The organism is Shewanella zhuhaiensis, from assembly GCF_022484835.1.
Classification (GTDB): domain Bacteria; phylum Pseudomonadota; class Gammaproteobacteria; order Enterobacterales; family Shewanellaceae; genus Shewanella; species Shewanella khirikhana.
Genome location: NZ_JAKUDL010000007.1, coordinates 51,201 through 68,688 on the forward strand (window position 1 = coordinate 51,201; position 17,488 = coordinate 68,688).

Sequence of the window (17,488 nt, forward strand, 5' to 3'; positions counted from 1 at the left end):
CCCGCTCCTTAGTTTCTGCCAGCCATAACGCCACCGTCCACATCTAGGATGGTGCCGGTGATCCAGTCGGCCTTATCAGACAAGAGGAACTCGATGGAGTCGGCGATATCTTCCGGATTACCGATGCGGCCAATTGGGTGGAAGTCGTTGAAGCCGGCCAGGGTATCCTTAATCTGATCTTCGGCGATGAAGGACTTGTAAATGGTAGACATTACCACCGCAGGGGCCACGGCGTTTACACGAATACCGTATTCGGCCAATTCCATCGCCAGGTTTTTGGTCAGGGCATGCAAGCCAGCCTTTTGCATCGAGTAAGCCGAAGAAGGTGTCGCCTTAACCGCCTGATGGGCCCACATGGAACCTATGTTCACTATGGCGCCACCACCGTGCTGCTGCATGTTCTTGGCTACAGCCTGGGTGATAAAGAAGAACGACTTGTTGATGTCGAGCTGCAAGTCGTAATCTCGCTGGCTGTGCTCAAGGAAAGTCACTGGCTTAAAGAAGCCGGCCGCATTTACCAGATACTTGATATGACGCTTTTCTTCACCGAGCTGTGTAATGAAATTGGCAACGGCCTGCTGGTTGTACAGATCGACCTGTGCAGTCTCTACTTCACCGCCTGTCTGCTGCTGTAGATCGGCTTTGGCTTCGGCCAGGGTCTTGGGATCGTGGGACAGGATGAGCGCTGTGTTACCCGCAAGCAGCATACGCTTGGCTGTTTCTTTACCCATACCGCTTGAGCCGCCAACAATCAGTGCAATTGATTTAGTCATGATTCGTTCCTTTTGTTAATCCATCTACCTACCGATAGGTAGGTTTCGAATGGAACTCTAGAGATCCAAATCAGGGCTGTCAACACCTATCTTCCGGTAGGTAGAAAGAAATGTTATTCTGCCTGGCAATCGAGAGCACAGAAAGAGCACCTATATGACGGCTTCTACCGTAGACAAGATCATGGATACCGCCGAATCCCAGGTACGGGCCGGTGGTTATAATTCATTTAGTTTCAGGGAAATATCTAAAGAAATAGGGATTAAGAGCGCCAGCATCCATTACCATTTCCCCACCAAGACCGACTTGGGGGTGGCTGTGGCCAGCCGCTACACCGACAGGTTTATGCAGCAGCTAACTGCCTTGAGCGACACCCAGCCAGAGCCCCGGGCGAGACTGAAAGGCTATATAGACTTGTTTCGCCAAGCCCTGATCACCGACAGAAAGATGTGCCTCTGCGGCCAGCTCGCCAGCGAATCCGATGTGCTGCCGGAAGCCATTCAGCAGGAGACCCGGCGCTTTTTCGAGCTTAACCAGAGATGGCTGGAACAACATTTGTTTGCAGGTAACCCCGATGCGGTGGCCCGTAGCGCCAGCCTGGTGGCTACGCTGGAAGGGACATTGATGATGAGTAAGCTCATGGCCAACGAGCAGTTGTTTGAAGATATAGTGGCCAGCATCGCGCTTTAAAATTTTAAAAAAATAACCAATTAACTTATTTTAAGGCTAATTGGTTATTTTAATTTCACAATTACTGGATTTCGAAGGGCAAATACGCCAGCCACACTAGTTGGCAGCCATAGCTGAGCCGCTGGTAAAGTCCCGGTATGGTTTGTTGCCTGAAGGCCTTTGCCATAGCCAGCATAAACACCACGGTAAGCAGCAGTAACAGCAAAGAAATGAGCCTGAACTGGGGGCTGAAGCTGTCGCTGACAACCGAGATAAGCTGAGCGAGCAGTAAGGAAAGTATCATCAGCAAACCGGCCCAGGAATGGATTTTACAGGCGCGGCTGGGGGTAAGGGTTAGCGGGTCGGCGTCCATGGGAAAATAGCCTGCAACCCAGGTGCCTAAGCCATGGACTATCACCAAAGCGCCTAACACGGCGCCGACCACACCGACTGGCAGCAAATAGGCTCCGAGAGCTATAAACATCAGCCCAAGAGGGTAATTGTTGATCCGCGGTGAAAAGCGCTCGGTGGGCGCGCCGCTGGCTCCCAATTCGCTGCAAAACTGCCTGCGGTGGCTATAACCCGGATAACGAAACCCGGCAAACATTACCCCTAAGCTTATCCAAACGAGTATCACCAGCCCCAGCCAGGGGGCAAACATCTCAAGGCTCATTAACAGATCTCTGTGTAAAAAAGCGCCCCTAATACGGGGCGCTTGATTCGATTTGAGTTTTTAACCCTTGGGCCAGCCAATGAGTGAGGCATTGGCCCAGTTGCCACAGACACCCTTGGCCGTACCTTCAGTTTGCAGGCTCAGGGTTTCAACACCGCGGATGTCCAATTCTGGCTTAACCACCGCAGGCGCGGCAATCAGGCCCGAGTCGTACATTAGCTTGCCATCACCGAATATCTTAAAGTGCATGCCACCCTTGGCCCTGCAGCTATCGTCGATACCAAGGTCAGCCCGCAGCAGCTGCCAGTTGCCTTCGAGACGATAATCGACCCGACTGTTTGCAGCCGTTCCCAGCCCCTTGCTGAACTTAAGGCCGTTCATGCTCATGGGTTTGCCACCGATAGCAGTGTTTAACGCCACACGGCTGCCAGCGGATTTATCCAGCTTCTGCGGCGTGAGTTCGGCAAGGAACTGCTGGGTTTTGGGAGCTTTAGGCTCGGGCGCTGTCAGCACCTTGAACTCGCTGATGGTGATTGGAGTAACGCTCTTTGGCAGCAGCGCATTGAAGGCGCCGCCCTGACTCTTGGCGGCCGTCACCATGGGGTCATTGCCAAGCTCATTCTGGGTGCTCAGTACCCTGAAGCGCAGCAGGCTGCCGGGCTTGGGCGCAAACTCCACCTTCTGCATGGTTTGGGATTTATCCAATCGGCCCTTAGCCACCGGCTCACCCCACTCGCCATTGTTTTCACCGAGGTAGACCTCATAGTCGGCGACCTGACCGTACTCCCAGTGCTTGTCGTTACGGGGCGCGATTTCAAACCCGGCAATTAAGCGGCGCTCGCCCAATGCCAGGGTAAACTCGTGGGCACCTGTCTTTTGCGCCTGATCCCGCTTGGTTCTGAACCAGGTATCCGGATTGCCATCGAAGGCATTTTCCAGTGGATGCCCTGCTTCTTCGGCGGGACGGGCAAGCACCAGCAGGCTGTCTGCCGGGATTTCATTACCAAGCTCGGGCGCCTGTGCGTAACCTGCGGTGGCGGCAAGCTGCTGTGATGCATCAATTTCCAGCTTGATTGTCAGCGCCTTACGTACCGAGACTTTCTCGGTTTTCACCAGCACAGTGCCGTACTTGGTAGCCGAATAAGTCCAGCCGCTCTTTGCCTTGGCGAGGGCTGCTTCATCCTTGAGGGCTTTAAGTTTTTTACCATCAAGCAGTACAGCTTCTGGTTTTACACGGGTATGCAGCCACAGCTCATAGACTCGCGCTTCATCCTGACCATCGAACTTGCCCTCTGCCGCACCAATGCTGACTTCAATGTCACCAGCCGTGCCTTCGGGCGCCTTCACCGCAAAGCGCTGGCGGGCAAACTCGCCCTGCTGATAACGGCGGGTGTTGCCATCGTCCTCATACATCAGGTATTCAGACTCGCCATAGGGATAAATATCGAGTGTCAGCACATCCTTGGGCTTGTGACCGTCGTACAGCGCCTCTGGGTACATGGGGATGATGGCACCTGCACGGACAAACACCGGGATGGTGTTCAGGTCCACCTGATAATCGATGCTGGCGCCGCCGTCAGGGGCATCCACCACCCGGCCGTCCCAGTAATCAATCCACTGGCCTTTGGGCAGGTACACGTCTTCGCGCCAGCCTTTGCTGGCAGTCTGGGAGCGATACACGGGCGCCACCAGCATGTCTTTACCCAGCAAAAACTGATACTTATGCGCTTCTGTATTGGCAGTGGGATCGTCGCTGTAGTCCCACATCAGGCCGCGGACGATAGGCGCGCCAGTTTGCTCGGTCTCAAATGCCGTGGTGTACATATAGGGGGTGAGGCGCATTTTCAGCTTCAGATAGTCGCGGTTGATGCTGCGATAAGGCTCATCGAACCACCAGGGGTGCTTGCGGGCCGCTTTCGACCAACCGGACATACCCATCAGCACCGGGGTAAACGCCTTCCACTGCAAGTCACGGGTAAAGGTCTCCGGGCTGCCGCCAAAAATCGCGTCCACATCGCCGGTGGCGTAAGCCTGGCCGGACAGACCCGAGCCAATCAGGGTGGGAATATGCCAGCGGATATAGTCCCAGCTGCCGGACTGATCGCCGGTCCAGGTTACGGCGTAGCGCTGCATGCCGGCCCAGCCCATCACGGTCCACAAAAACGGCCGCGAATCCGAGTTATCCAAAATGCCATCGGCGGCGGCCTTGTTGGCATCGAGCGCATGCTGATAGCCTTCGCCGGTCCAGGCCACATCGAGTTTCTGAGCGCGGGTGCCGGCTTTGCCCACTTCCCAGGCGATTTTATCTACCCCATCTTCGGTCCAAAGGCCGGTTCTGAAGCCATATTTGGCAAGCCCTTCAACCACCTTGGGCAGGTCGGTATAGCCACAGCCATAACCGTCGTTTGGTAAAATCCAGCCGCCGGGCATATCGTGTTCACGGTACTTTTTAGCTACTGAATCAATCACATCCGGCGTGGTGCCCGTTGGGCCATCGCTCCAGCCATCGGGTACTGTGCCGGGCTTTTTGACGTTGTCGCCGTCGTTGTAGCAATCGGCATCGCCATATTCAAAGGCCCAGCGAGGAATGAGTCTGGCTCGGCCGGTCAGCTCTGTGTAGTCGGCCAGCACCTGCTGAATGCTGCCGGGGGCAAAGAAGAAGGCATCGAAGCGGGTTTCATCGTGGCCAAGGCGCAGGGCGTCGCTGCTTCTGAAGTCATAGCTGCCATTGGTCCAGGTGTTACGCAGCACGCCATAGCCCTTACTCGACAGATAAAAAGGCGCCGGACTAGGTCTGTCGCCTTCTTCCCAGCCGCCGGAGTAAGAGATTTCCAGGCTCTTGCCCTTAAACTCAAAGGCGCCATTTTGCTGGCCACCACCGAAAAAACGCTCGTCGGCATCTGTGCTGAGGGTCTGTACAGTGCTGGTCTCCCCAAGCTCCAGGCTTTGCAGCTCCTCGGTGATAAGCGTTTGATTATCAGGCTGATACAGAGCAAAACGCAGCGGCGCTTCATAAATTCGCAGTGCCAGCGCGCCTGTATTCAGCAGCCGATAGTCGCCTTCATCACTTAAGGTAAAGGCCACCGTAGGGTAATCGTTTTTAATTACTATGGATGCGGCCTTGCTGCCTTCGCCAATAAGCTTGCCATTGGCGCCCGCCTGAATGCGAATAAGCGTGGGCTTGAGCACATCAAGCTGCACCAGGGCGCCGCTGTCGGTATTGATGCTGACACTGCTGCCTTCGGTATTCAGGTTAACCAGCTTGCCCACGGGGGCGGCAATGGCGGTAGTGCCTATGGGTGCCAGTACCAAAGCCACGGCCAATGCAAGTTGCCTGGGTTTAATCGATGAAAGCCCGAAAGAGGCGTAGGGAGTGAGGGTTGCCATACATGTCCTTATCTGTCGCAAGGCGGTGACTTTCAGCAGTGCCTTTGCGATACAACCCATTTAATTCAGGAGGTTATCAATAGCAAATGCAGGCGGGCAAGCGCCTTTGCTGTGGTCATCTTTTATCTCGTCAGACAATAAGAGCAGCTTAAACGAAAGTTTTCAACACTTTTGAAAACTTTCGATATCGAAATTAAGTCACCCCAATGACATATGTCATCCGAAACTGCTGACAGCCCACACTGCCTTCAGCCCTGCGAGCGGCAGATACTTATCCCATCAACAGATGGAGGATAGGATCATGCAACAGACTTCAACCGTTTCTGAGTCACTGGATGTGCAATTACAGGCATTTCGGCAGCAGCGCGGCCTGGCAATGCCGCTATCGGGCACCTTTGTCTGGGCTGTACTGTTCGGTCTGAGTTGTATACTGCCCAAGTCGCAGCTGGTGATGGCAACCTTTATCCTGACCGGCAGCATAGTTTACCTTGCCATGGGTATCAGCCGCTTCACCGGCGAAAACATCTCCTTTAAGAAGCAAGCGAACCCTAATTGGTTTGAGACTGTCTTTCTGGCTTCGGTCGGGATGAGCTTTCTTACTTTCAGTATCACCTTGGTGGCGTTCAGGGAAAACTACCTGCTGCTCCCCTTCGCAGTGGCGGTGCAAAGCGGGCTGATGTGGCTGGTGTATGGGGTGTTAGCTGGCCGCACAGTTGCCGTGGTCCACGCGATTGTACGTACCCTGCTGTGCACAGTGGCTTTTTTGCTCTGGCCCGAGCACAGCTTTACGCTGCAGCCGCTGATTGTGGTGTTGTGCTACGGATTCAGCATCCCACTGATGGAAAAGCACTGGCGCCGCCGTCAGGTGCTCAGCTTACATGCCGCCTGACAGTGGCGAATTCAAACACCAAGGGCGCCCGAGACAGGCGCCCCTGTTATACCAGAGGCTTGCTCGCCTTGATGGAAAACACCAAAGGCAGCGGCTTGCCTTCAAGGCGCTGGCGGAAACGCCCGGGTTCCTCTTCCACCAGATTGTCGAAACAGTCATAGGGGCTGAAGTCATATTCCCGCAGTGACTCAATCACCAAACCGGCGTTAATCAGCGCCGACACCACCTCACCCAGATCGTGAGACCAACTGACCATGGTGTTCTCGGCCTCGCGGCTGTTTTCGGTGTAACTACCTTCCTGCTCCACATCGGCCTGGCCGGTGTGAAAATAGTCGTAACCGTCCATCAGTGCCTTGATGGGATGAAACTCGGCAAGGAAGAAAAGACCGCCGGGCTGAAGGCAGGAGGCGATGGTGTTGGCCCAGGCCGTTAAATCCGGCAACCAGCACAGCACCCCGTAGGAGGAATACACCAGCTCGAATTCACCCTGCACCAGAGCACGGGCATCGAGCACATTGCCACAGACGAAGTTCGCTCTGTCATCGAGCTTAAGTTCACTGGCAATGCTTGTTGCGGCGGCAATCGCCTTGGGGGAGAGATCAAGCCCGGTCACCGATGCCGCGCCTTCGCGGGCCCAGGACAGGGTGTCCTGACCGAAGTGGCACTGCAGGTGTAGCAGGCTCTTGCCGCGCACATCCAGCTCGGCGAGCTCTATTTCGCGCAAGCTGGTGTTGCCCGCCAGAAAGCCGGGGAGGTCGTAAAAATCAGATTCGAGATGCAGCTCGGTACGATTGTCCCAAGCGTTTTGATTTACAGTGAGAAAGTCGTCCATGATGTTATTTTTTAGCCGATGTTGCTGCCAAACATACCCGCTTTGACACTCAAGCACCAGCCATTAACAACATGGACGCCGTTTCAGCCAGCCTGCTTTCGAAAGCTTCAACCGGCCAGAGAGACTTTCTTCTTGCCGGCCGCCTCGGCCCGCATGTCGATATACAAGCGATACAGACCAAACAGCGGCAACAGCAGCATCAGCTTAAGTTGAAGGTCCACCAGCGGCAGCTGCGGGAAAGGGGCTTTGGCCTGCAGGGCACTGATCAGCAGCGCCAGATACAAGGCACCCAGTACAAGCATGCTGGTACGGGCCGACAGTCGGCAATCAGGTACGTAGCGCCAGGCGAGACGGGCGCAGCCCCAACCAAGCCAGGCACCCATAACGATATCCAGCGGCCAATGGGCACCATTGGTCACCCGGCTCAGCCCAACCAACACGGCGCCAAGCAGAATAATGGCTTTCAGATCGGCGCGGCGACACAGCGACCAGGCAATACCGGCCAGCGCAAACACTGTCCCCGTATGGGCAGAAGGCAGGCTGTGATTGAGACGCATGGCGCCAACAATCCGAATATCATCCAGCACGGCGGCGGGACGCATCACATCCAGACCCTGCTTCATGGCGTTGATGATAAGCGCGCTGAGGGCAATGGCACCGAGGGCTTTCCACAGCACCGAAGGACGAAAACACAGTAAAGTCACCCACAGGCAGGCGGCGATAACGCCATTGCCCAGATTGGTGATCAAGGCCAGCGGGGTATCAGGAAATGCCCTGCCCGCCTGATTTAGCCACAAAAATCCCTGTTTGCTGGCTTCGGGAAACAGGCTGAAAAAAACAGCCAATGCACCCAAAAGGAAAAATACACTCTGCGCACCAGAGAGTTCTGTGTTACCCAGCTTCATCAAGCCGCCTCATTGTTATTTTTATGTAACTTTCGGCGTTAGCATATCGCTGCTTATGTCAATGAAGTGTCCACATCCGTCATACTTTTGTTGAATAGCACCCGGGCCACCACTTCACTCGGGGCCATTTCGATGGAAAACTGCCAGCCATAGCGCTTGCAAATGTCCTCCACCAGGATAAGCCCTATGCCATGGCTTTCCCCATGGTCTATGGTTTCTCCGCCCAGGTTGGAGATCAGCAGGCCACTGGTATCCACACTCAGGAGTACCCTGGCCCCCACGCTATGTATAAAGGCATTGGCCAGCAGATTTTCAATCAGGCAGCTCACCAGCAGTGGGTGGGCATCAAGCTCGCAGGGCTGTACCCGCATGGCAAAATCGGCGGCGCTGCTTTGCCTGCGGGTAGCAAGACGCTCAAGCAAAGGCGCCAAAAACGCCTCGTCCAACAGGCAGCGGCCATCTTTGCGTTCTGTCTTGCGGGCCAGCAGCAACAGCACACTGGCCAGGTTCTCCATTTGCTGCACCGCCCGCTGGGCACGCTGCATCGGCGGCGCATCCTTCTGCGCCATCTTGCCAAGGGCCAGCTTGAGTACCGTCAGCGGCGTGCGGAATTCATGGCTGACGTAATGGGTGAAGTTTTTCTCCCGCGCCAGCGCCTGCTTTACCCGCGCATGGCTTTGATTCAGGGCGTTGACCAGCGCCACGTATTCGTGGGTATCGTCGGCAAGGGGGATCGGCTGCAATGCCTCATTGCCGGTTTCCAGACTGCCGCGTTCCAGATGCTGCGCCAGGCTGCCAAAAGGTTTACCGATGCGCCTTGCTGTGCTGCGGATGTACAGGCTTGAAAGCAGCAGCAAGGCCGCACCGCCGCCAATCAGCAGGGTATCGAGCAAAAAGTCCTGCCAACCTTCCAATTCAAACAAATCCGGGCGCTGCACCAGATACAGATGCCCAGCCTCCCGGGCCACCACCAGCACGTTAAATTCCACATCAATGTTGGGGTGACGCAGGTTATAAAGCCCGGGCTCACTGGATGGTAGCTGGGCGGCAAGTTCGGCAGGCAGCGATGGCAAAAGCTGGATCTGCGCCTCATCGGAGGGCGATAAGGCGCCATGTTCATAGGCATCGATCAGCTGGGGAGCAACCGTCTGCAAAAAAGCGCCACTGAGGTGGTTTTCCAGCGCATGGATGCCGTATTCAATCAAGAGTGCATAACAGGCCAGCAGCACCGCAGCGCCAATCATAAAGCTGCGGTTAATCTTCTGTTCGATATTGGCATTCACAGCAGCCGGTATCCTTTGCGGGCCTGGGTGTGGATCCGCTTTTCGGTAAAGGGTTTATCGAGTTTTTGCCGCAGCAGATAAATGTGCTTTCGCAAAATATCGTCATCGGGCGGGCCTTCGGGCCAGACTGCCCGCTCCAGCACTTCGCGGCCGATAAGCTCGCCGGGGTGGCGCATCAGGCAGGTCAGCAGCGCAAAACACACCGGCGGCAATAACAGTTCTTCACCGGCGCGGTAGGCTTTATGGCTGCGTAAATCCAGCTCAATATCTTTATAGGTTAATGACTTGGAGAAACCTGCGCCGGAACAGCGTCTCACCACGGCATCAATCCTGAGCCTGAGCTCGTCCAGATCGAAAGGTTTAATCAGGTAGTCATCGGCGCCGGCGCGCAGGCCATCGAGCAGATCTTCACGGGTGTCGCGGGCGGTGAGCATGATGACAGGCGTATTGACGCCGCCGTCCCGCAGGCGCTTGCACAGCGCCAGACCATCCATGCCGGGCAGGTTCAAATCCAGCAGGATCAAATCGTAATTGTTCGACTGCGCTAACCTAAGACCTTGTAATCCATTGATTGCAAAGTCCCAGTCGTTATCACACAACTCTTCAGCCAGAGATGCCGCAATGTCGGCGTTGTCTTCCACCAGCAGAATTTTCACTCGGCGCCCTCGGTAACCTTTTCCGAATTAGATACGGCATTTGCACTTAGGTTCCCGCTGCCAGCCCCTGAGGCTATCAGGGCTTCCTTGCTGACCCTGGACAGTTTTTTCACCGCCAGTTCGCGCCGCAGCGCATCGCCGCGACTGCCAACATGCTCCTGATAAACCAGAGAAAGCGGCCCTCGACCACGCAAATATTTGGCCGCCTTGGGGCCGCCGCCCTGATGTTCACCGAAGCGGCGCGCCACATCTGTGGTCACGCCGGTGTAAAGCTCACCCCCACCACAGCGGATGATGTACAGCTGCCAGCTCTGGCTCACTCAAGCCCCCGGTGATGCAGGTTGAAAACGTACTCCAGCGCCATATCTGCAAACTGGCGATAATAACAACCCGACTCGCCGCCGTGCCCTGCATCCGAATACCGCTGCCAACTGTCTATCACTCAAGCCCCCAGTGATGCAGGAAGAAGCCATACTCCAGCGCCATATCTTCAAACTGGCGGTAGCGGCCGGACTTACCGCCGTGGCCCGCTTCCATATCGGTCACCAGCAGCAGTTCGTTGCTGTCGGTCTTATAGTCACGCAGCTTGGCGACCCATTTGGCCGGCTCAAAATACTGCACCTGAGAATCGTGCAGCCCCGTAGTCACCAGCATGTGTGGATAGGCTTTACGGGCCAGATTGTCGTAGGGAGAGTAGCTCAGCATATAGTCAAAGCTGGGCTTTTCATTGGGGTTACCCCACTCGTCATATTCGTTGGTGGTCAGTGGAATCGACTCATCCAGCATGGTGGTTACCACATCCACAAAGGGTACGCCTGCGTTGATGGCCAGGTACTTTTCACCCGCCATATTGGCCACGGCGCCCATCAGTAAGCCGCCGGCACTGGCACCGCTGGCTACCACCTTATCTTTGGCGCCGTAACCCAGTTTGACCAGGCCATCGGTCACATCGATAAAGTCGGTAAAGCTGTTTATCTTGTTGAACATGCGGCCGGCGTCGTACCAGGGGCGCCCGAGCATTTCGCCGCCCCGGACGTGGGCAATAGCGTACACCACGCCCCGGTCAAGCAGACTCAGGGCCGACAGCGAAAAGTCAGGGTCGACCACGCTGCCGTAGGCGCCATAGCCATATTGATACAGCGGATTGCTGCCATCTTTGTTGAACTTGTCTTTGCGGTACACCACAGACACAGGCACCAGGGTGCCGTCCCGCGCAGGCAACATCAACCGCTCACTCTGATACGCCCCGGCTTCAAAGCCCGGCACCTGCAGCTGCTTTTTCAGTTCGCGCTTGCCGGTACTCAGGTTGTAATCAAAGGTGGAGTCCGGCGTGGTGAGGCTGGAATAGTGAAACCGCACCAGAGTTGAATCCTGCTCCGGATTCATCCCCAGCCAGGTGACATAGGCCGCTTCATCGAATTCGATTTCAGTGGGCGCAGTGCCATCGGGCTGATAGATACGGATATGGGTTTTACCCGCCTCACGGGTTTGCAGTACCAGTGCCGACTTGAGCACCAGCACATCTTCAATCCGTACCGCTTCATCGTAAGGCAATACCTCACGCCACCTGGATTTGTCGGCAGTATGGGCCTTATCGACCGCCATCAAACGGAAATTGGTCGCCTGCCAGTTGGTGAGCACATAGTAGGTGTCGCCAAGCTTGGTAATCGAATACTCATGGTCTTCTTCCCGTGGCAGGAAAGGTACAAACTCGCCAAGAGGCGCATTGGCATCCAGCAGCTGCACTTCACTGGTGGTGGTGCTTTGGTGATAGAGCAGAATTTGGCTGCCATCCAGACTCTTGCCAAGGTCGATATAGAAGCTGTCGTCCACCTCTTCATACACCAGCACATCTTCGCTTTGGGGCGTGCCTAACTTGTGGCGGAATACCTGATAACCCAGCAGGGTTTGCGGATCTTTGGCGATGTAAAACAGGTGCTGGCCATCGTTGGCCCAGATGGCTTCGCCTTCGGTGTTTTCCAGCACATCGTCAAGCAAGGCGCCAGTGGCAATGTCTTTGATATAAATACGGTAAATGCGGCGACTTAAGGTATCTTCGCCAAAGGCCAGCAGCTTGCCGTCTTCGCTGATGGTAGTTCGGCCAAGGGAGTAAAACTCGTGCCCGGCGGCACGTTCATTGGCGTCCAGCAGCACCTGCTCCGGAGCATCGAGCGACACCTTGCGGGCAATGATGGGGTATTCCCGCTCGCCTTCGACCCGGCGGTAGTAATAGTGCCCCTTCCAGCGATAAGGCACCGAGCTGTCATCCTTCACCAGTCGCGATTTCATCTCATCGAACAGGGTGTCTTTCAAGGCCGTCCAGCCGCTCATGCGTGCCTTGGCATAGGCATTCTCGGCGTTCAGATACGCCAGAACCTCGGGGCTTTCACGCTTATCATCCCTGAGCCAATAATAATTGTCGGTGCGACTGACACCATGCAGCGCCATGGTGTGAGGCACCTTGTTGGCAAAGGGGGCGTCAGCGGCTTCAGGCGCCTGGGCGTTGTGATGACTGCAAGCAGACATAAATAAACATACTCCTGCTATCAAGGCGTTAGGCTTCATAATTGCATTCCTTGGCTGAAACTGTACTCAGGGATTTCTGGCGGGCTCATGGTAGCAAAGGGCGCCTGCCCCGACGTTTTTTGTTGTTGTAGATTCTTTTTTGTTGTTGCGGATCATAGTGCTGCCACGTCGTGTGATTTGCAAGACAGGCATAGCAACGGCGTCAAAGAGAAACTGGACTCAGCCCGGGCTTAGTAGGACAATATCGCCGCTGTCATCCAGGTGGCGGCATACATTCTCAGGGCGGGGTGAAACTCCCCACCGGCGGTAGATGAAGGGTCGTGATTTTACAGCACAACTCCTCAAAGCCCGCGAGCGCCTGCGAGCCAAGTTTCGCGCAGGGTCAGCAGATCCGGTGACGCAGCCATGCTGCCATTCCGGAGCCGACGGTGTTGTCCCGAAAGGTGAGCTGTGGCTGCACCTTTCATTCAGGGGCTCAGTCCGGATGGGAGAGAATGGTGAAACAGGTTCGGTTGTCCCGTCTGCCTTTGGCTGGCCGGGGGTTATTGCTTGCCGCAAACATGCATAGCGGCGGCGTAGCCGTACCTCACCTCTTGTCGGTTGCTCTTGCCAGCAATCCGACATGTCTTTCTGTGCCCTGATCCAATAAATCAATGATGTTAAGGAATTTATTATGGATCAGTTTCAATCAAACCCTTCTTTGCTGGCGCAATACGGCAACCCGATTGAGCGGGTCGAAGCGGCCTTATCTGCCCTTCGAAACGGTCAGGGTGTGTTGGTGGTTGACGATGAAGATCGCGAAAACGAAGGCGACCTGATTTTTGCTGCCGAGAGTCTGACGGCGGCGCAAATGGCCATGTTGATCCGCGAATGCTCCGGCATTGTGTGCCTGTGCCTCACCGATGAGCGGGTTAAACAGCTGGAGCTGCCGCCAATGGTGGAAGACAACAGCAGCCAATACGGCACCGCTTTTACCGTGAGTATCGAAGCCAAACACGGGGTTACCACGGGTGTGTCGGCTGCCGATCGGGTGACCACTATCCAGGCCGCCATTGCCGACGGTGCCAGACCTGAGCACCTAGCGCGCCCGGGGCATGTGTATCCACTGCGGGCTCATCCGGCCGGGGTACTGGGTCGTCGCGGCCACACCGAAGGCACGGTTGACCTGATGCGCTTGGCTGGTCTTAAGCCCTTTGGCGTACTGTGCGAACTCACCAACGCCGACGGCACCATGGCCCGTTTGCCCGAAATAGTCGCCTTTGGTCAGCGCCACCAGATGCCGGTGCTGTCCATTGAAGATCTGGTGCAATATCGCGAAGCCCTGCTGGCAAAAAGCGCCTGAGTGAAGTGCGGGGCCGCGGGTGCCACAGCATATTATGTGGCGGCCAATGCCTTAGCCGCGCGGCGAAAGCCAGCCCCGCAATTGCTTGAGTTTTAAACAGCACACCCACCACGAAGGCGACTCAATGTCGCCTTTTTTCAGCCCATTACCGTACACCAACCCCAAAAAATCAGTTTTTTGTCTGCCTTTTGTGACCTGGATTAGAAATCGATGAATTAAGGTTAGCCGCTCAATTTTCGCTGTGCTAAATCTTGCCGACCAAACGCTCTCACAGGGAAGTAAAGAGGTGCGATTACAATCCAAGATGGGGCTCTTTTACACATGGTGTCGCTGCACGACTACAGCCTGAGACAAAAACTGATCCTGTTTGCCGTTTTGCCTATTGTCATGCTGGCGGTATTCGGTATTGTCCGCGCCTGGGGTCTGCATCAGGAATTTCTCACCGCCCACCGCAACGCCATGGCGATTCAGGTCAGCAATCAAGTCAGCGACCTGATTTACGAACTGCAAAAAGAGCGCGGCCTGAGCCTCAACTGGCTGAGCGACCACCCCTCCACCACGGCCAAAGATCTCAACGCCCAGCAATCCATTACCGACCTGCACTACCGCCAGTTAATCCAGAGCGATCCGCTCGCCAAGTTACTTTCTGGGCTTGAAGAAATCGACCGGCAGCTGTTCGATGAATGCCTCGCCAACATCAAAAAAAGCGCCAATCGTCTCACCCTTATTCGCCAGAAGCTGCTGCAGGAGCGGCGTATGGACGAACGCGCTTTTTTCAACGCCTTCAACGATGAACTCCTGCTGCTGGTGAACCAGCTGCAACATCAGACCAATGATGCGGTGCAGTCGCGGGCCTATTCCGACCTGCTGCTGGCTCAAAGGATCCAGGAGCTGGCAGCCCGCGAGCGGGGCCTGCTCAATAATCTGCTCAGCTCAGACTCACTGGAGCTGGCGGCGATGCAGCCGCTACAGGCGCTGATCCTCGAGCAGGCCCACGCCATGGGTCTGGCGCAGGACACCTTTGAGAACGAGCACCGGCTGCTGTTCCTGCGGCTGCAATCCACATTGCAAAACCAGCAGGTGAAAGAAATCCGGCTGCTGCTCGACCAGCAGCGTCAGATTAGCCAGCTCGCCTGGGAACTCAGTGCCGGGCTTGGTTACGGCGGCCTTATCCATCATTTCAAAAACTATTTGCTGCGCGGTGACGAGGCCTATGCCGATGCCTTCAACGCCGACTGGCAACGCATCAACCAGTTGCTGGCACAGCTGGAATCCAACAAACACTTAAGCCATATCCAGCGCAAGGCACTGCAGGATATTCGCGCCACCACCCTCAGCTATCACACCTATTTGCAGCGGGTGCGCGAGCTTAACCTTCAGGGCCTGAACGTGCGGGCGGTGGATGCCCTGGTGCAGGTGGACGACGGTCCCATGATGCGGGCGCTTGAGCAGCTGAAGTATCCAGCACCGCCGGTGGCGGCGTCCCTGTGGTGGGATCTGGCCAGTGAGCGTATTGGTATGCTGCATGATCTAGGCCATCAGATCAGCGGCAATATTGAAGAACTGAGTCGCCATCAGATGCGCATGGCGCTGTTATTTATCAGTATTTACAGTCTAGCCGCCGCACTCACCCTGCTGATATCCCTGCTGCTGGGGCGCAAAATCATCGCCAGCTTTATGGGAAAAATTGAGAGCATTGCCACCGACATGCAGAAGATGGCCGATGATCCCAGGCTGGAGTTAACCATCAAAACCAAGGGCTCGGACGAGATTGCTCGCATGGCCGAGGCCATGAACAAGATGCTCAAAGAGCGCAAGAAGTATCGCCAGGAGCTGGGGCGTGCCGCTGCCGTATTCGAGTATTCCGCCGAAGGCATTATGGTGACCGATGCCGACAACCATATCGAATTGGTCAATCCCGCCTTCAGCCAAATTACCGGCTACAGTCTCGAGGAAGTCAAAGGCCGCAACCCGTCCATTCTCAGCTCCCACCGCAATCCAGCCCACCTGTACGACGCCATGTGGGAATCGCTGCGCACCACGGGCAAATGGGAAGGAGAAATCTGGAACCGCCGCAAGGACGGCCAGGTGTATCCCGAGTACCTCGCCATCACCCTGGTGCGCGACGACGAGGGCCGCATAGTGCAGCACATTGGCCTGTTTATGGACATCAGCCGTCGCAAGCAGTACGAGCAGGACATCTGGTACAAAGCCAATTTTGACACCCTTACCGATCTGCCCAACCGCAAGCTGCTATCGGAGCGTCTGGGCCATGAAATCAAGATGGCGCGCCACGACTCCCGCAAGCTGGCGGTGATGGTACTGGATTTGGACAGGTTCAAATTCGTCAACGACACTCAGGGCCACGACTCGGGCGATCTGCTGCTGAAAGCCGTGGCTGAACGACTGCAGCAGATTTTGGGCTCCACCGACTTTTTGGCCCGCATCGGCGGCGATGAGTTTGTGATAGTGCTGCCAAGATTGGCGCAGGAATCCAGTGTCGAGCAGCAAGCCAAGCGGATCCTCGCCGGGCTCAGCGAGCCCTTTGTGTTGCACGGCGCCAGCGTCGATGTGTCCGCCAGTCTGGGGGTAGGTATTTATCCCCAGGATGGTTTGGATGTGGAAACCCTGCTGCGCAATGCCGAAACCGCCCTCTATGGCGCCAAGGACGATGGTCGCGGCCACTTCAAATACTTCACTCCCGAGATGAATCAGGCGATGGTGGAACGGCTCGCCATGGAGCAGGCGCTGCGCCGCGCCGTGAGCCGGGATGAGTTTTTACTGCATTATCAGCCGGTCATGGACATTAAAACCGGTGACATCACCGCCATTGAAGCTCTGATCCGCTGGCAGGATCCGGACAAGGGGCTGATATCTCCTGCGCGCTTTATTCCGGTCGCCGAGGATATGGGGCTGATGCACGCCATCGGCAATTGGGTGATAGACAAGGCGCTTTGCGACCTGTCGCGCCTGCATGCCATGGGGCACGGTTTGAGTGTGGCCATCAATGTGTCGGCCTGTCAGTGCGAAAGCAAGGGGCTGTCGCTGGAAGAGCAGCTCAGAGGCGCTCTGTCGCGCCACGGCGTAGCGCCGCGCCATTTGCATGTGGAAATCACCGAAAGCATGTTGATGGACGACAGTAATCATTGCCTCGAAGTACTGGGCCGCATCCGCGATTTGGGCTGCGCCATCTATCTGGATGACTTTGGCACCGGCTATTCTTCATTGAGTTATTTGAAGAAATTCCCCATCTCAGTTATCAAGATAGACAAGAGCTTTGTGGAGCAGCTGCCCGGCTGCGACTCAGATGCCAACCTTATCCGGGCCATTGTGCATATGGGTAAGTCGCTGGGGATGAAGCTGGTAGCAGAAGGCATAGAAACCGAACAGCAGCAGGCGTTTTTGCAGATGCTTGGCAGCGACTATGGCCAGGGCTTTTATATCTCCAAACCGCTGGCGTTTGACGAACTGACCCTCTGGCTCAATGAGCGCCTGGATCAGCGCCGAGGCCACTTCGACTCCATGAATATCTGAATCAAAAAAAGCGGCCACCGG

The 17,488-nt window shown here is 55.8% G+C and carries 12 protein-coding genes, 1 pseudogene and 1 riboswitch; of the genes and pseudogenes, 4 read left to right on the plus strand and 9 right to left on the minus strand.

Annotated features, from left to right (window positions below):
- Positions 1–8: 8 nt before the first annotated feature.
- The gene (locus MJ923_RS17005) at positions 9–773 is read right to left on the minus strand and encodes an SDR family NAD(P)-dependent oxidoreductase (RefSeq protein WP_240592107.1); all 765 of its coding nucleotides are present in this window, start codon (positions 771–773) and stop codon (positions 9–11) included.
- Positions 774–927: 154 nt separating this feature from the next.
- Here MJ923_RS17005 and MJ923_RS17010 point away from each other — a divergent pair, with 154 nt between their 5' ends.
- Positions 928–1,461 carry a TetR/AcrR family transcriptional regulator gene (locus tag MJ923_RS17010; RefSeq protein WP_240592108.1) on the plus strand — a complete coding sequence of 178 codons (534 nt, stop codon included), beginning with the start codon at positions 928–930 and terminating at the stop codon, positions 1,459–1,461.
- A 61-nt stretch (positions 1,462–1,522) separates the two neighbouring features.
- Here MJ923_RS17010 and MJ923_RS17015 read toward each other — a convergent pair whose 3' ends face one another.
- Together MJ923_RS17015 and MJ923_RS17020 are read right to left on the minus strand one after the other, a co-directional pair.
- A complete protein-coding gene (locus MJ923_RS17015) occupies positions 1,523–2,113 on the minus strand; it encodes a DUF998 domain-containing protein (RefSeq protein WP_240592109.1) in 591 nt (196 codons plus the stop codon).
- Positions 2,114–2,173: 60 nt separating this feature from the next.
- Positions 2,174–5,500: an NPCBM/NEW2 domain-containing protein gene (locus tag MJ923_RS17020; RefSeq protein ID WP_240592110.1), complete on the minus strand. Its 3,327-nt coding sequence runs from the start codon at positions 5,498–5,500 to the stop codon at positions 2,174–2,176.
- A 301-nt stretch (positions 5,501–5,801) separates the two neighbouring features.
- Here MJ923_RS17020 and MJ923_RS17025 point away from each other — a divergent pair, with 301 nt between their 5' ends.
- Positions 5,802–6,389: a DUF7010 family protein gene (locus MJ923_RS17025; RefSeq protein WP_240592111.1), complete on the plus strand. Its 588-nt coding sequence runs from the start codon at positions 5,802–5,804 to the stop codon at positions 6,387–6,389.
- A gap of 46 nt (positions 6,390–6,435) precedes the next feature.
- On the opposite strand, the gene MJ923_RS17030 is transcribed toward MJ923_RS17025, so the two are convergent.
- The 6 genes and pseudogenes from MJ923_RS17030 to MJ923_RS17055 form a co-directional block, all read right to left on the minus strand.
- Complete coding sequence (locus MJ923_RS17030) at positions 6,436–7,221, minus strand: class I SAM-dependent methyltransferase (RefSeq protein WP_240592112.1); 786 nt, start codon at positions 7,219–7,221, stop codon at positions 6,436–6,438.
- A gap of 107 nt (positions 7,222–7,328) precedes the next feature.
- Positions 7,329–8,126, minus strand: a complete 798-nt coding sequence (locus MJ923_RS17035; RefSeq protein ID WP_240592113.1) for a phosphatase PAP2 family protein — start codon at positions 8,124–8,126, stop codon at positions 7,329–7,331.
- A gap of 53 nt (positions 8,127–8,179) precedes the next feature.
- Positions 8,180–9,409: a sensor histidine kinase gene (locus MJ923_RS17040; RefSeq protein WP_240592114.1), complete on the minus strand. Its 1,230-nt coding sequence runs from the start codon at positions 9,407–9,409 to the stop codon at positions 8,180–8,182.
- Positions 9,406–10,065 (minus strand): response regulator transcription factor, encoded by a 660-nt coding sequence (locus MJ923_RS17045; protein ID WP_240592115.1) that lies wholly within the window; start codon positions 10,063–10,065, stop codon positions 9,406–9,408. Before MJ923_RS17045 ends, MJ923_RS17040 begins: the two co-directional genes overlap by 4 nt.
- Positions 10,062–10,382: pseudogene (locus MJ923_RS17050) on the minus strand (GIY-YIG nuclease family protein); the annotation flags it as partial. The gene MJ923_RS17045 and the pseudogene MJ923_RS17050, both read right to left, overlap by 4 nt.
- Positions 10,383–10,503: 121 nt before the next feature.
- Complete coding sequence (locus MJ923_RS17055) at positions 10,504–12,630, minus strand: S9 family peptidase (protein WP_240592117.1); 2,127 nt, start codon at positions 12,628–12,630, stop codon at positions 10,504–10,506.
- Positions 12,631–12,860: 230 nt separating this feature from the next.
- A riboswitch (FMN riboswitch) is annotated at positions 12,861–13,091 on the plus strand.
- A gap of 173 nt (positions 13,092–13,264) precedes the next feature.
- On the opposite strand from MJ923_RS17055, the gene ribB reads away from it, so the two are divergent.
- Complete coding sequence (gene ribB, locus MJ923_RS17060; RefSeq protein WP_240592118.1) at positions 13,265–13,933, plus strand: 3,4-dihydroxy-2-butanone-4-phosphate synthase; 669 nt, start codon at positions 13,265–13,267, stop codon at positions 13,931–13,933.
- Between the two features lie 321 nt (positions 13,934–14,254).
- Complete coding sequence (locus MJ923_RS17065; protein WP_240592119.1) at positions 14,255–17,467, plus strand: EAL domain-containing protein; 3,213 nt, start codon at positions 14,255–14,257, stop codon at positions 17,465–17,467.
- Positions 17,468–17,488 lie beyond the last annotated feature (21 nt).